The 15,329-nt window shown below is 47.4% G+C and carries 16 protein-coding genes; 3 read left to right on the top strand and 13 right to left on the bottom strand.

The window, feature by feature from the left end:
* Positions 1 to 20: 20 nt before the first annotated feature.
* The 8 genes from MHH25_RS12660 to MHH25_RS12625 all read right to left on the bottom strand — a co-directional run bounded on the left by MHH25_RS12660 (position 21) and on the right by MHH25_RS12625 (position 8,619).
* Positions 21 to 782 carry a DeoR/GlpR family DNA-binding transcription regulator gene (locus MHH25_RS12660; protein WP_282321717.1) on the bottom strand — a complete coding sequence of 254 codons (762 nt, stop codon included), beginning with the start codon at positions 780 to 782 and terminating at the stop codon, positions 21 to 23.
* Between the two features lies 1 nt (position 783).
* A complete protein-coding gene (locus tag MHH25_RS12655; RefSeq protein WP_340020125.1) occupies positions 784 to 2,277 on the bottom strand; it encodes a rhamnulokinase family protein in 1,494 nt (497 codons plus the stop codon).
* A 235-nt stretch (positions 2,278 to 2,512) separates the two neighbouring features.
* Positions 2,513 to 3,028, bottom strand: coding sequence for a DUF2500 domain-containing protein (locus MHH25_RS12650; RefSeq protein WP_340020124.1), 516 nt, complete (start codon positions 3,026 to 3,028; stop codon positions 2,513 to 2,515).
* Between the two features lie 110 nt (positions 3,029 to 3,138).
* Positions 3,139 to 4,941, bottom strand: a complete 1,803-nt coding sequence (pepF, locus tag MHH25_RS12645; RefSeq protein ID WP_340020123.1) for an oligoendopeptidase F — start codon at positions 4,939 to 4,941, stop codon at positions 3,139 to 3,141.
* A 387-nt stretch (positions 4,942 to 5,328) separates the two neighbouring features.
* A complete protein-coding gene (locus MHH25_RS12640) occupies positions 5,329 to 5,688 on the bottom strand; it encodes a helix-turn-helix domain-containing protein (RefSeq protein ID WP_036608849.1) in 360 nt (119 codons plus the stop codon).
* A gap of 267 nt (positions 5,689 to 5,955) precedes the next feature.
* The gene (gene hxlB, locus MHH25_RS12635) at positions 5,956 to 6,519 is read right to left on the bottom strand and encodes a 6-phospho-3-hexuloisomerase (RefSeq protein WP_047842632.1); all 564 of its coding nucleotides are present in this window, start codon (positions 6,517 to 6,519) and stop codon (positions 5,956 to 5,958) included.
* A 4-nt stretch (positions 6,520 to 6,523) separates the two neighbouring features.
* Entirely contained in the window at positions 6,524 to 7,156 is a 633-nt protein-coding gene (gene hxlA, locus MHH25_RS12630; RefSeq protein WP_340020495.1) for a 3-hexulose-6-phosphate synthase, read from the bottom strand.
* 380 nt (positions 7,157 to 7,536) lie between these two features.
* Positions 7,537 to 8,619 (bottom strand): lactonase family protein, encoded by a 1,083-nt coding sequence (locus MHH25_RS12625; protein ID WP_340020122.1) that lies wholly within the window; start codon positions 8,617 to 8,619, stop codon positions 7,537 to 7,539.
* A gap of 214 nt (positions 8,620 to 8,833) precedes the next feature.
* Here MHH25_RS12625 and MHH25_RS12620 point away from each other — a divergent pair, with 214 nt between their 5' ends.
* A complete protein-coding gene (locus MHH25_RS12620; RefSeq protein ID WP_340020120.1) occupies positions 8,834 to 9,763 on the top strand; it encodes an AEC family transporter in 930 nt (309 codons plus the stop codon).
* Here the strand turns inward: MHH25_RS12620 and MHH25_RS12615 are convergent.
* The 5 genes from MHH25_RS12615 to MHH25_RS12595 all read right to left on the bottom strand — a co-directional run bounded on the left by MHH25_RS12615 (position 9,741) and on the right by MHH25_RS12595 (position 13,769).
* On the bottom strand, positions 9,741 to 10,331 hold the full coding sequence (locus MHH25_RS12615; protein ID WP_340020119.1) for a DUF2062 domain-containing protein: 591 nt from the start codon (positions 10,329 to 10,331) through the stop codon (positions 9,741 to 9,743). The genes MHH25_RS12620 and MHH25_RS12615 overlap by 23 nt on opposite strands.
* A gap of 58 nt (positions 10,332 to 10,389) precedes the next feature.
* Complete coding sequence (locus MHH25_RS12610) at positions 10,390 to 10,848, bottom strand: OsmC family protein (protein ID WP_253507789.1); 459 nt, start codon at positions 10,846 to 10,848, stop codon at positions 10,390 to 10,392.
* Positions 10,849 to 10,868: 20 nt separating this feature from the next.
* The gene (locus MHH25_RS12605) at positions 10,869 to 11,636 is read right to left on the bottom strand and encodes a DeoR/GlpR family DNA-binding transcription regulator (RefSeq protein ID WP_036608860.1); all 768 of its coding nucleotides are present in this window, start codon (positions 11,634 to 11,636) and stop codon (positions 10,869 to 10,871) included.
* A gap of 137 nt (positions 11,637 to 11,773) precedes the next feature.
* Positions 11,774 to 12,904, bottom strand: a complete 1,131-nt coding sequence (locus MHH25_RS12600; RefSeq protein ID WP_340020117.1) for an NADH-dependent flavin oxidoreductase — start codon at positions 12,902 to 12,904, stop codon at positions 11,774 to 11,776.
* A gap of 187 nt (positions 12,905 to 13,091) precedes the next feature.
* Positions 13,092 to 13,769 (bottom strand): SOS response-associated peptidase, encoded by a 678-nt coding sequence (locus tag MHH25_RS12595; RefSeq protein WP_036608866.1) that lies wholly within the window; start codon positions 13,767 to 13,769, stop codon positions 13,092 to 13,094.
* Positions 13,770 to 13,997: 228 nt separating this feature from the next.
* Here MHH25_RS12595 and MHH25_RS12590 point away from each other — a divergent pair, with 228 nt between their 5' ends.
* Both MHH25_RS12590 and MHH25_RS12585 read left to right on the top strand, forming a co-directional pair.
* Positions 13,998 to 14,519, top strand: coding sequence for a hypothetical protein (locus MHH25_RS12590; RefSeq protein ID WP_101313892.1), 522 nt, complete (start codon positions 13,998 to 14,000; stop codon positions 14,517 to 14,519).
* A gap of 44 nt (positions 14,520 to 14,563) precedes the next feature.
* A complete protein-coding gene (locus MHH25_RS12585; RefSeq protein ID WP_340020116.1) occupies positions 14,564 to 15,235 on the top strand; it encodes a hypothetical protein in 672 nt (223 codons plus the stop codon).
* The last annotated feature ends 94 nt before the right edge of the window (positions 15,236 to 15,329 follow it).

The raw sequence follows: 15,329 nt of genomic DNA, 5'->3' as shown, positions 1-15,329 counted from the left end.
TATAAGTAAATTCTAAAATCTTAAACTGTAATAATCCCTATGTCGTATCCGCTCAAACGTTCTGTCTGTTCAGCCTCCAATGGCTGATCGGTAACGATCATATGGACTGCATTTAACCCGGATACTCGGGCAAAAGCACGTACACCAAATTTACTGGCATCTGCAAGTAAGATGACTTGATCTGATATGCCAACCATCTTCTGCTTCAGCCTTGCCTGGAGTTCATTGGATTCACTGATTCCGCCGCCTTCGAGATGTACACCTTTGCACGACATGAACATTTTATCCACGTGATACGTTTCCAGAGAACGCTCCGCGAGCGGCCCAACAAAAGACAACGAGCGCGATGCCAACTGGCCCCCTGTTGAGATGACCTCAACCTTGTCACGGTTGCTGAGTTCAGTGGCGATTTGGATCGAGTTGGTTAAGACCGTCAGCGGAAAATCCGGCATGTTCGCTGCCATATAACCTGCCGTTGTGCTCGCATCCAACAGAATGCGATCACCCGGATTAATCATCGTCAGAGCCGCTTGTGCAATCCGTTTTTTCTCTTCCGCATGGGTTGTCTCCCTGATCCGGTAAGGGATCTCCGGTTGATCTTCCTTTACACTCACTGCACCACCGTGAGATCGGCGTAGTCGTCCTGCCTGTTCCAGCCGATCCAGGTCACGCCGGATGGTTTCCTCCGTCACCCGGCAGCGCTCACTAAGCTCGGATACACGCATACTGCCCTTTACATTCACCATCTCCACAATCCGGTCATACCGCTCGGCTGCCAGCATGTTACACCTCACTCCCCGCTTGTGAATTAGATGAAGCCGTCACACGCAGAAATCTGCCGTAAGCATCTTCCCAGATTGATCCGTCCTGCGGCTCATACACAGTTACCGGAAATGAATCACGAATGGCCTTACGAGCTTCCCAGATATCTTTAAAAGCTCCGCTCGCCATCCATTGCACAGCCATATTCCCGATGGCACTTCCCTCTGCCGGACCTGCCCATACCGGCTTACCAATGGAATTTGCAGTCCACTGACATAACAGGCGGTTCTGGATGCCTCCACCGACCATATGCAATCCGTTGAACGTCTGACCCGACAATTGCTCCGTCCATTCCAGCACTCTTCTATACTTCAATGCAAGACTCTCCAGAATTGCCCGGGCAATAGCCCCCTGATCCTCTGGTACCACTTGCCCTGTATCACGGCAATACTGACGTATACGGGTCGTCATATCTCCTGCTGGCATGAATAGTTCATCATCCGGATCAAACAAACTGGCAAATGGAGGTGCTTGTTCCGCCTGCGCCAATAACGCATCATAGCTAATTCCCTGCCCCTGGCGCTCCCACTCCCGCATGCTTTCCTGCAAAATCCATAGTCCCATAATGTTCTTCAGCAGACGGAATGTTCCGCCCGCCCCGCCTTCATTCGTGAAGTTCAAGGCCAGACTCTGGCTACTTATCGCAGGATGATCTATCTCCGTACCCATCAGGGACCAGGTTCCACAGCTCAGATAAGCAAATGAACGTTCCGTTGCAGGAACAGCCACAACGGCTGAACCCGTATCATGCTCCGCAACAGCGATCACGGGAATCGGGGACAATCCCAGATCGTTACAGATACTGCTTCGCAATTGTCCAACACGGGTACCTGGCAGCACGGCTTTACCAAACAGTTTCTCCGAAATACGAATATGCGCCAGCAACTCACTATCCCACTGCCCCGCTGATGGATTGTATAATTGTGTTGTGGTTGCATTGGTGAACTCATTCACCGCTTCCCCTGTCAGGAAATAACGTAGCAAATCCGGAATCATGAGAAAACGCTCTGCTTCATGAAGCAACGGGGAACCGCTGCGTTGAAGCGTTGCCAATTGATACAGGGTATTAAAGCTAAGAAACTGTATCCCTGTACGTTCGAAGATTCGCTGAGAGCTCAGCTCTTGGCGTACCTGATCCATCATGCCGTTAAACTGTGTATCACGGTAATGATACGGGTTACCAAGCAACTCACCATTACTGCCAAGCAAACCAAAATCAACGCCCCAGGAATCGATCCCCAAGCTCTCTGGCTTTTCTCCCTGCTGTTTCACCAAGGTAAGCCCCTGCAACAATTCATGATGCAATCGCAGAATATCCCAGTGCATCCGCTCGCCAACCTTCACTGGTTCATTCTTGAACCGATGAATTTCGCTTGTTTCGATCCCACGATCATTCAGATGTCCCAGTAGCGCTCTCCCGCTCCCAGCGCCCAAATCATATGCCAGCACACTCACCGCGCTTCACCAACCTTTCGAACCAATCCTATTTTCCAAACCGTATCACTTGATTCAGTCCGTAACCCTGTACTTTATTCTGTATTTGTTGTTTGTTTGTTTTTGTTTAATACTGTTTAACTTTATTTTACGAGTATATCACCATTGTAAGCGTTTGAATACCCTTCGGTTTTTCTTTCTTTTGGGTATAGCAAAAACGACTCTCTCCCACCTGGGAGGAGCCGCAGTTCTTCTTTCACGTATAAAATTGACCTTTGCTTACCCCCGACTGGGGTTGTACATCTCTCTCAAAATGCTTGAAGCGTGTCCCCTGATACGTCAGCATCCCTCGATCATTTTCCACCATCATGCCATAATGGTTTCCGCCAACAATCAGTTCAGTGCGCTCCCCATTGTCGAATTCAAATGTAACATAATACCGGGTAGTCGCACTGCTATCGCCGCTTCCACCTGAGACTTCCGTTCGTTTAGCCACCACTGTTGAGTGCAGGGTTAACAAGGCTGCTGCGTTATTTGACATCCCTGAGCGTATGCCTGAAAAAATAACAAAAACAATGACTCCCGCAATGATGAGAAATATGGCACCAATGAAAATCGAAGCAAATGCATTCATTGCAGCAAACTCACTAAATCCCGAAAAAAAACCACCCTGATTGCCTTCAAAACCTGGTACTCCATTCATGTCGTCAAACACACCAAAGCCATCTACGCTTAATCGGCCCATCGATGAGGACACGCTTGTTAACGCCATTCATCATCGTTCCTTTCCCCTTGCAAAAATAAGATGCACCGCCCCCACGCAAGGAAGGCGGTGCATGCAGACAACCCGTCCTGCCTTGTCCATATACTATATGAACCAGATCAGGAATACAGACGTTCAAGTTCGTCGACCAGACTGCCGACATAAGCAACCGCAGAGCGAATCGGCTCAGGTCCGGACATATCCACACCCGCAAGCTTCATTAACTCCTGTGGTGTGAGACTTCCACCAGCTTTGAGTGCATCAAGCCAGCGGTCTACCGCAGGCTGTCCTTCTTCACGAATCTGCTGTGCAGCCGCTGTGGAAGCCGTCAAGCCTGCCGCATAGGTATACGGATATAGTCCCATATAATAATGAGGCTGTCTCATCCATGTGAGCTTGGCCCCTTCATCAATTACCAGATCAGGTCCCCAGAATTCGGAAAGGATGTCTCCCTTGAGCTGACTCAACGTCTTCGCCGTAATGGGCTCATCATTGGTTGCGCGTGCATACACCCTGCGCTGTAATTCACCTTCCAGCAGATGTGTAACAAAGTTATGGTAATACGTGTTCAACAGTTGCAAAATGACCCAGCGACGCATTCTCGGATTATCGGAACGCTTCAATAGATGATCGGCCAGCAACATTTCATTCATGGTCGATGGTGCCTCAATGAAATAAAGAGATGGCCGTGTATTCGTGAGCCGTTGGTAACGTCCCGCAAGCATGAAGTGGCCTGCATGCCCCACTTCATGGGCAAGTGTAAATGCTCCGCGCATATTGTTTGCCCATGAAATTAAGATATAGGAGTGTGAACCATATATCGAGGAGCAGAATGCACCTGTTGATTTGCCTGCGTTATCTGCGTAATCCACCCAGCGATCACTGAATGCGCGCTCTACGATCTCGCCGTACTCCGGCCCAAGCACATCAAGTGCTTCTCGAATGAGTATGCACGCCTCATCATATGTAATGGCAGGGCTAAATTCAGGATCAAGCGGCGCCTTCAGATCACAAAACATCAGTTTGTCCAGACCCAGCTCACGTTTCTTGAGAGCCGCCAGTCTGCGCATATGAGGTGCGAGTTCCTGCTGGATAATATCCAGAATATTATTGTACATCTCTTTGCTCACTTGCTGTGGGCTGAGAAGCATATCTGTAACATCGTCGTAACCACGCAGCCTGGATAAAACAACCTGTTTCTTCACCTCGGTTGCATAACCTTCTGCAAACGTATTTTTGTAATCATTTAATGTCGAGCTGAATGCAGCATAAGCAGAACGGCGCAGCTTTGTATCAGACGACATCTCATAATTATTTTCATAGAATGACCAGGACAGTGGACGATTATTGTCCTCTCCATCAAGAGCATCGTCAAACGTCATGTCTGCCAGTTTACCGCGCAGATAGATACGGTATGGCGAATCCAGTACCTCTCCTAATGAAGCAAGTACCTTCTCGGTCTCGGGCGTAAGCCGATGTGCTTTTTCTCGAATTAAACGCTCCAAACTGCGCGCATACGGCTCCAATCCCGGAAGTTCTTCAAGGTAACGTTCAACGGTTCCCTCCGGCAGATCAACGATCTCCGAATTGACAAAAGACAAGGACGAAGACAGATTTGATAGGATATCTCCTGCCTTGGCTGAATTCTCAATATTGACCGGATTGGTGCTGTCCTCTGACTGCTTCAGTCGAGCATAAGAAGTCGTCTTGCCGATCCGCTCCTGTAAAGCTTCACGCGCATCCAGACAAGCCAGCAATTGTTCAGCGCCTTCGCCCAGACGTCCTTTGAACGTTTCGATCTGGGCAGCAGCCTGAGGAAGTGATCGAAGCTCCTGCTCCCACTCTACATCGGTTACAAACAAGTCTCTCAGATCCCAAGTGGTTTCTGGGTTTACCTCAGCACGTGTACGTATTTTTTCCATCTTTAGTTGTCATCCTCCTTGCATTTTCCAATATCTCTCATCGTATCATATTCCAGTTCAAGGGAGTATAGATTGGACTAAAGATTATTCTCACTTACCACTTCGATGACAGAACAACCTTCCGATCGCTGTTATCCCCAGATTTTTTGATTCCCCTTTTTCAAAGGTAAAAATCCGGTGATAAAGGCGCACGCTCCGCTTCTTCAGGTTCTTTCTGTCCTCTACGTTCTCGTGTGAATGTTTAGTTCCATCTATATAAAAGGGGTATCTAGGATAAAGGCCAGTATATGCTTTTGCTCATGTGACCATGGTCTGAAAGTAACTAAAAAAACCGCCAGGTAATGGAAGAATCCATTTACCCGGCGGTTCATTATAGAACTTACTTATTTAGCTTTCTTTCCAGATTACATTTTCACCGTAATTTTTACCCCAGTTATACATTGCGTGCAGGACGGGCATCAGGCTTTGACCGTGATCTGTCAACGTATATTCCACCCGAGGTGGTACCTCTGCATACACCTTGCGCTCAATCAGTTTGTCTTCCTCCAGCTCACGTAACTGGTTGGTCAGCATCTTCTGGGTAATATGAGGGATTAGGCGTTTCAGCTCACTGAAACGTTTGGTGCCTTCCAGGCCCAAGTGCCACAAAATAATCAGTTTCCACTTGCCACCGATCACCGCAAGGGTCAATTCTTTCTCACAGTTGATTTCTTTCAGATTAATCCGTTCCTTCACTTCGGACGCCATGGCTCCGAGCCCCCTCATCTTCAATCTTATATCGCGTATATTACGCATATCACGGGGACACTTCACACGAGGTAAGTTTTCCGCTCCATGCATGATGTAATAAGTACATTCATTCGATACAGCTATCTATTAATTCTACTACAGCCTGGTCGGGATGCAAAGTTTAACTGAAAATCACGGATAAAACCTATACAGATGAATGATTATGTATCGCAGAAAAGACCAGAACCCTTCATAATCAAAGGATTCCGGTCTTTCATCTATTCACTATTCCAGGTTCGCGTGGCGGCCAAACATATCCGCTCCGGTCATACCCTTCATTTCCATCATCGTAAGGATGAGAGCATCCATGCCGATTAACAGTCCTTGTTCGAACAACGAGCCCATCGGCTGAATGGTTACTGCCGCTCCGGAAGTTGCTGTGTCCTCTTTGGCTGAAGCCGGGAGACGCACTACCGTAGTTGCCAATTTCCCAATCGTGGACTCTGGCTTAATCGTAATGAGACCTACAGGCGCACCAGCCTGACTAGCCTTTTGAGCCATGGCCACCAGACTGCCTGTCTCTCCTGAGCCAGAGCACAGCAAGAGGAAATCTTTCGAGCTGATCCCAGGTGTTACGGTTTCGCCCACCACATATACACGAAGCCCCATCTGCATCAGTCTCATGGCAAAAGCCTTCCCCATAAGTCCTGACCGGCCTGCTCCTGCTACAAAAATCTGTTCCGCAGCCAGAATGTGCTCAGCCATCGCTTGCATCTCTGCATCGTCGATCTGGCTTAACGTACGTTCCAGCTCCTTCAAGATGTCAGCTGCGTACTGTGTTTTGCTCATCTGCTTACCCTTGTTTAACGAGACGTTGCATTTCAGCTGCAACTGCCGCTTTGTCTGCTTGTCCTGTGATACCGCCGCCTACAATAACCAGATCCGGTTGTGCTTTGATTACTTCTGGCAATGTTTCCAGCTTGATTCCACCAGCAACAGCCGTTTTAGCATTTTTCACAGCAGCTTTGATCGTTTGCAGATCTTCGAACGGGCTTTGTCCTTCAGCTTGTAGGTCATAACCTGTGTGTACACAGATGTAATCTACGCCAAGCGCATCAATTTCACGAGCACGTTGTTCCAGGTTAGGCACGTTGATCATGTCCACAAGAACTTGTTTGTTTTGTTTCTTCGCTTCTGCTACTGCACCTTTGATCGTACTGTCATTGGTTGCCCCAAGCACAGTGATTAGATCCGCACCAGCTTCAGCTGCTTTCATGATTTCATAACCACCAGCATCCATGATTTTAAGGTCTGCAAGAACTTGCAGATTAGGGAATGCTTCTTTCATTGCTTTAACCGCGTGCAAACCTTCATTAATAATGATTGGAGTACCAATCTCAACGATATCAATATATTGTTCAACCTCTTTAACCAATGCGATACCTTCAGGGATATTTACCAAGTCAAGCGCCAATTGCAATTTCATCATTTATTTCTCCTTTGTTGTTCAAATATGATTCGTTCCTGTAAAAATAATAATCAGATATTTAGCCTGCACCAATTGGTCTGTTCAGATGCATGCAGTGTTTGTTTTGGCTACTCACTCATTGTAGACCCTGACTATCCATTCAGGAAGTACGCACTTTGAAGTGGGGTAGTTACTTGCACGATACTATTGATAATTGTTCGTTGTTAGGTGAACCTATATAGAATTAATGCTCTATTCCAATCCACACGCTTACAGCTGAACAGCAGCCTAATCTTCCAATTATATATTCAATATAAAAGACCCCGCCACATGGCAGGGTCTTTATCTTTATCGTTTCATTTTCAATCCAGCCAAAGCTGGTTTAGAAATTTATCATTTTACAGATATACAGGTTTCACGCATACCGGCTTGGATACACCTGTGCTGTGACCAGTGTATTTCAGACGTCCGCTCTCCTGATCTACCGTGAATGTCACAAGGTTGTTCGTATCGCGGTTAGCTGCAATCAGCAATTTGCCGTTAGGTGTCAGCGCAAAGTGACGCGGGTGCTCACCTTCTGCAGATACATGCTCAACCAGTGTCAGGTGACCTTTGTCTGCATCTACTGCAAATACAACGATGCTGTCATGTCCACGGTTAGAACCATATACATAACGTCCATCATTGGAAACTGTGATTTCTGCTGTTGTATTCTCTTTGCCATCATATCCATCAGGCAGTGTGGATACAGTAGACAATTCAGTCAACGTGCCCGCTGCTGCATCATATTTGAACGAAGTAATGGAAGAATCCACTTCATTGATGACATATGCGAACTGACCATTCGGGTGGAACGCCAAGTGACGTGGGCCTGCTCCCGGATGTGTTTTGGTTTCACTGTGCAGCACAAGTTCATTCTTGTCTGCATCAATGGAATAAATCGCGATGTTATCTGCGCCCAGATCCTGTACCATCATGTATTTTCCATCCGGGCTGAAGAATGCGGAGTGAACATGTGGCTTGTCCTGACGTTCAGGATGCGCACCTTGTCCTTCATGTTTCTTCTCGTCCAGAAGCGCTCCAACTTCACCGTTATCCGTCAAGGCTTGCAGACCTACCAGACCACCGTGGTAGCTGGAGAGGATCAAGTATTTGCCGGAAGGATCACGCTGGATATGACATGGTGGAGCTGAAATGGAGTTATTCCGGTTCAGCAACGTTAATTTTCCTGTATAAGGATCAATGCTCAGAGCTACAGCTTCAGACATTTTGTTGCCTTCAGCTGACGCTGTTTCACCAATCGCATACAGTTTGTTACCCTCAGCATCCACGTTGACAAACGTTGGGTTTTTCACGCCCGCGATGCCATCAAGCTTGGACAAGCTACCTGTATCCTCATTCAATTCATATGCATAAATGCCCTCATTTTCCGCTTCGGCGTAAGAGCCGGCAAGTACGAGCAAGCGTTTTGATTCACTCATTACAGTTTCCTCCTCTATGTGTATGTAATCTTGTTGCACCTCTTCTATAATAAATCTGCCATATCAAAATAGCAATCCGCTGTCGCTACCCATCAGGGAAATCCTTAGTTAAGCAAGGCGATTACTACACATCATCATACTGAAATCCATTCATATGAGATGCATCTTCTGCTATGATAAGATAGGTTTTTCATCCAGAAGGGACTGAATTGCATTGCTTCACTCATTTTTACTCACGTTATACCATGTGTTCCTGCCGATATCACTTCCCGTGATTGGAGGTATTCTGTTAAAACGCTTTAAGAATTGGGATACCCGGTCGCTCTCGACCTTTTCCCTTTATATTTTGAGCCCTGCGCTCATCTTCAATACATTGCTGCATGCAGAGATTACCTGGACGGACGTCACCAGCACGTTCTGGTTCTCTATTATTAATCTGATTGCTCTGTGGGCCCTCGCCGAGCTATTAAGCCGGGTTTTCCGTCTGGGTGCAAGCGAAAAAGCGGGTCTCACCCTCGTCTCCACGTTTACAAACTGCGTGAATTACGGGCTCCCGCTTGTACTGCTTGCCTTTGGTCAGCTTGGACTGGACAAGGCTTCTGTCTACGTTATTGGACAGATGATTATTGTTAATACGGTAGGTATCTTTTTTGCCGCGCGATCCGAATTCACGGTGAAAGATGCGATTCTGTCCGTTTTCCGTATGCCATCCATCTATGCTGCTGGCATCGCCATTGCGCTGCGTGCGTCCAATCTGAGGCTGCCTGAAGCGCTGGATGGAGGGATCTCCATGCTGGCTGCGGGCTACTCTCCTGTCGTTCTCGCTATTCTGGGAGCACAGATGCTCAGACCAAAAGGTGCAACGGTGCCTTGGTTGCCCAATGTACGCCGAGCTTTCTGGACCGGACTTGTAGTCCGTCTCGCAGCTGCGCCAATCCTGTCCTGGCTGATACTGACCGCGCTTCAGGTCGAAGGTACGTTGTTCAGTGTACTGCTGATCCTCGCATCGATGCCGACCGCAGTGAACGCCGTTATTTTGGCTGAACAGTTCAATGCTTCTCCGCAGTTTGTATCCCGCTGCATTCTGTGGACCACCGCTGCATCCATGTTGATGCTACCCATTATGATTGTGATGGCTTCCTGATTAATACCGGAGGTGATACCGAAGCGATATCCGCTTGGCGGCGTTTCTCCAGCCGGCGTTCATAACGCCGGTTGAGCGCTCTGACGTAGAAGAATTTCACGACAAAGTACGAAATCACACCCAGAATGACACCAAACACGGACATGCCTGCCAGAATATCCAGTCCACCAAGCAACAATTCACTCACGGCCGACCAGTTCCCGCGAAACAGCTCCATGAATGCACTCTCATGTACCGGTCCTTGTCCCATGCTGTGAGCAGGTAGAATCCAGGAACCAATCTGCTTCGCGAGCGGCATCAGAATGATAGGCAAAAACGTAAGTTTTCCAATCACGTTACCAACAATCGCTGCTGGCATCGAACCCCCAGACAGTCGCACAATTGGGTAGAATATGAGATATATCAGGGATGCGGTCGAGATCACGATCAGCTCCAGTCCGAACCCTATTGCAAATCCGGTGGATACTTTATGAGCACCTCCGGGAGCACGTAACAATTTGAGGAAATTCAGCTTCATAGCACGTGTTAAACGTACCCAGCGGTTAGTCTTGCGCTTCTGTGTGTTCATACCGAATTACTCCTTATTTTACACAAATGACAACTTGAATCGTCTATTCTTCAGTATATCACACCGCGTTAGCACCTGTAGTAACAATGACCGGTTGTGTCTCCATCTGGACATTACCTGCCACCGCTCGGGAGATCATACAGGAGGATTCAGCCTTATGCGCCAGGCGCTCAGCCTTGGTCAGATCCGCTTCCGAAGCATCTTGGCTGAGTACAATCCGGGGTCTATGTACGATCCGTTCGTACGTAAATACGTTATTTGTAACATCTACCGTAGCTTCCGATTCAAGCGTTAATTCATCCGGCGTAATATCCGAACGCTCCAGCATCGCTGCCAGCGTGATCAGGTAACAGGTGGAGGCTGCACCCAGCAGCATCTCGTCCGGGTTAGTTCCCGTACCGGGTCCGCCCATCTCCTGCGGAATCGATATGACCGTTTTTAATCCGCCTGCATCGATTGTTCCCTCACTGTTACGCCCACCATTCCATACCGCTCTCAGATGAAAAGGATGTTTCATGACATTCATTCCTTTCTTGTTTACACACGTATACACGTAATATTCTGCTCAATCAATGCGCTAACGTGCTCTTCGTCTACACCCTGATCTGTAATCACTTTGCCCACACTGCTCATCTCAGCAACTCTGGTAAACGCCTGTATGTTAAATTTGCTGGAATCTGCAAGTAAAATGACTTCATCCGCAATATGAATCATTTTCTGCTTCACCAAGGCCTGTAATTCATTGGATTCACTGATGCCTTTGGTCAGATGTACTCCTTTGCAAGACAGAAATACTTTATCCACATGATAGGCATCAAGCGAACGTTCCGCCAGCGGTCCTACAAAAGACAGTGACTTCGAAGCCAGTTGCCCACCTGTGGCAATAACTCGAATCTGCTCCTTGTTACTCAGCTCTGCGGCGACCTTAATTGAGTTGGTTAATACCGTCAGTGGAATGTTTGGCAATCCTGCCGCCATATACCACGCCGTTGTACTTGCATCCAGGGCGATCCGGTCGCCGGATTCCACCATTTTCACCGCTTCGCTTGCAATTCTGCGCTTCTCTTCTGCATGGGCTACAGCCCGTTCCGGATATGGAATCTCCGACTGTAACTCATCCTTGTATTTTACGCTGACCGCCCCGCCATGGGACCGTCTGAGCCTGCCCGCCTGTTCGAGCTTGTCCAGATCACGACGAATCGTCTCTTCCGTCACCCCGCAGCGCTCACTAAGTTCGGTCACACGCATGCTGCCTTGCGTATCCACCCATTCCACTATTTTCTCATACCGTTCAGCTACGAGCATATTCCTTCACTCCAAACCGTTGATTATCCAGTTGATCCTGTTCATACATCATACCACAGAGCGATGACAAGGAGAATTTGGACCATGTGCAAAAAGAGGGAGCTTTCGCCCCCTCCATTCCAGTTCTGAAGTGTATCTTATTTATCTTCTGCCATAGGGAACCAGCCCGGTGTGTGGATGATTGCATTCCACAATCCGTCAGGGATAACCAGACGTTCCTGATCGGATTTGGTCAGAATCGTCTCGATATCTTCTTCACGTCCGCTCTCGATTTTCTCGACCCAATCCGGTTCGATAATCAGTTCACGTCCAATGGCTAGCAGAGGTACTCCCGTTTGGAGCGCCTCAGCGGCCTGATCAGCAGTATGAATTGAACCTACGCCGATTACAGGCAATTTGCCATTCACACGATCCAGGATGAATTCCATTCTCGAACGCGTGTCTGCTTCGCCACGTCTTGGCTTGGACCAGAATTCGTTCAGGGAAACGTGCAGGTAATCCAGGTTTTTATCTTTAAGCGCATCCACTAGTAGATACGTATCTTCCATTGTGAGTCCCGGTGTTTCCGGTTCTTCCGGGGAGAAACGGTAACCAATGATGAACGGCAGTTTGGTATGTTTGGCAACCACTTTCTGAATCTCATCCACTACAGCAAGTGGGAATGTCAGACGTTTCTCGACACTACCACCCCAACGGTCTTCACGTCGGTTGGAATGCGGGGAGAAGAATTGTTGGATCAAGTAACCATTAGCACCGTGAATCTCAACACCATCAAAGCCGGCTTTGATTGCACGACGTGTCGCTTCACCAAAGTCTTTGATAATCGAAGTAATCTCGGCATCCGTCAATTCTCTTGGTTCAGGAGATCCTGGACGCTCACTTGCAACCGCACTAGGAGCAACCACTTGACCCGCAGGTACAGCTTGTTCAGGCGTCAGACGGCCCGCATGGAAAATTTGCAATACAGCTACGGAGCCCTGTTGTTTCATGGTATCAGCCAGTTTTTTCAGACCAGGAATGAAGCGGTCGTCATATACGCCAAATTGAGCTGGGAAACCAATGCCTGTCTCTGTTACATGCCCTACAGCCGTAATTGACATGCCCGCACCACCGGTGCGACGTGCATAATAAGCAAGTTCAGCGTCGGATATTGTACCATCAGCATTCGAGGACATATGAGTCATGGGAGCGAGCACGATTCGGTTTTTCAGTGTAATGCCAGTCGGTAGTGAAACTTGTTCAAACATCTGGTTAAACTTTGGATTCATTCGTGGTTCCCTCCTGATTATAAATATCTCTTTTAATAGATATATGAATATATGCGTTCACTTACTGTAATGATTATAGTTACGTTTCACTGCAATTGCAACTTTTCATTTTCAGAAAGGAAAAAAAGAGCAGAGTGTCTCCAGACTCTCAGCCCTCTTCATTTTCTTCACATCATCCAAAAGATACTCAGAAACTCCGAACGTAAGCCAGCTTCTGATCCATCTCTTCTACGCATTCGTAACAATCGTGTTCATCGTTGGCGACCATTGGGGTTACTGGATACAGATTCATCTCTGTACTGTTATACGATTTCAATAGCGGTAACAACTGAGTCACCCGTGTATTTGCCGGGTCAAGCCAGGTGTTGATCTCTTCTTCGGAAAGGATCGCTGGCATTTTACTGCCAAACTCACGTGTAACCATGTTTGCGCCTGTCATAAGCATCGTGCAGGTACGAAGCGGCTCTTTCCGTGTATCTCTCCACACCTCATATAACCCAGCAATACCGAACAGGCCACGATCCGGCATAACAACACGAACCGCATAACTTTTTTTGCCCTCTTGCCGCCAGTAATATAATCCATTGCAGGGAATAACGCAGCGCTTGGTCTCTACCAGTTTGTAATAGGAAGGATTCTCATGCACCGTCATGAGATTTGCGTTAACGGCATCACGACCCCAGAATGGAATGAACCCCCACCGGAACTCATCCAGTACACGCTCACCATCCTGATGCAAAATAATCGGCGTATGCTGGGTTGGACTGATATTGTATCGGTTTTTGTAATAATACATCACTCGCTGAATCTTGAAATGATCTCTGACATCGTCCAAATCGGCTGCCAATGAAAAACGGTTGCACATGTTCAAGCACTACCTTTCCCTATGAGAAGTTGAACGTATTGTTTGTAATTTTAGGGAAATTATTCATGAACATTGAACAGGAAATGACTTATTTTGACACCATTATGGTCGGATCAAGATATATTTCATGTTTTTCACGACAAAAACAACGACCTCGGACTCATTTCAACTCCAATATTACTTGTTACTATAATAGAGAATAAAATACATTTATTGGAGGTTTTAAGTATGAAAAGGAAGATTTTGATGAGCATCATGTTGTTCTCAGCGATTGCGATGTTTGGCAGTACCATCTATGCGGCAACCTTTCTGACCTACGGTTACCCCAGCACCACCATCCCCATTCGTACGTATAATTACGCCTCCGCATGGCAGACTCCCATGGACGCATCCCTTACCAACTGGAACAATGCAGGTGCCAAAGTTAAATTCACCAAAACAAGTAACTCCCCAAACACCATCACCGCAGGAAACTTCAATAATACAGCATATGGTGTCAACTACGCCTCCGTATCCGGCAGTCAGGTCGTAAGCTTCCGCATCGAACTCAATGCATCCACGATCACCCCTGACGCGACCAACTTATCCAACTTCATTCAAAGCGTATTTGTCCACGAACTCGGACACTCCATCTGGCTCGGTGACAACCCGACAACAAGCAGTCCTTCCATTATGTCTTACTCCCGCAACCGCAATTCCATGACCCAACCCCAAACTTTTGATATCAATAACGTAAAATCCAAGTACTAATCCGCTACGAACTTATTCCAAAAATCCAAGGAGGATTCCTGTCCATGAACAAAAATCGAGTATTAACGCTGCTTCTCTCTTCCATTTTCATTTTATCTGCTGTTGGATGTTCTTCTGTTATACCTACCGCGTCCCCATCCGATGCACCCATGACCATTATTGCTTCTGAAGATTACCCGAGTTATGCCAGCATTGGTGACCTGTCCGAGAGAGCAAATACCATTGTGAAAGGCAGTGTTGTTGAGACTCGTGTGGAAGCTTTAAACGATATCGTACAAGTTACCGATGCTGCCAATGAAAACGAGTTAAACCCCGCGTCCGATCCAGGCGGAGAGCCAGCTTCTTTTGACAAAATCTATACGATCCACACGATTCAGGTCGCTGAATCCTATAAGGGCGGTTACACTGCCGGGGAAAAACTTGAAGTGAAGCAACTTGGCGGACAACTAGGCAACACCGAGATTATTAATGATGACAACCTCAAGCTGATTCCTACCAAAGACTATGTACTCTTCCTGGAAACGTATGAAGACACCCCTGCCAGCCTGCTCAACTCCGTTCAAAGTCTCTACGTGATCAAACCTGAGGCCAAGTCGAATCAGCCAGGTCAGCAACAATCACAGTCAGAAGTCATTGTGAGCGCAAACCCCGAGAATGACCTCACACTGCAACTGGAGGATCTGCAAGAAATTCAGAACGAACAAAAGAGCGAATAAACTCTTTATACGGTAATCACACCACACTGTTATTTCATCTCCGTACAGGCAGCTAATCCCCTCTACTGTTCAGTCCTACATAAGAAAATGAAAA

The sequence above is a fragment of the Paenibacillus sp. FSL H3-0457 genome (genome assembly GCF_037981725.1).
Taxonomy (GTDB): domain Bacteria; phylum Bacillota; class Bacilli; order Paenibacillales; family Paenibacillaceae; genus Paenibacillus; species Paenibacillus amylolyticus.
The sequence above is the reverse complement of the archived record's forward strand: the minus strand, read 5'-3'. Positions and strand labels throughout refer to the sequence as shown.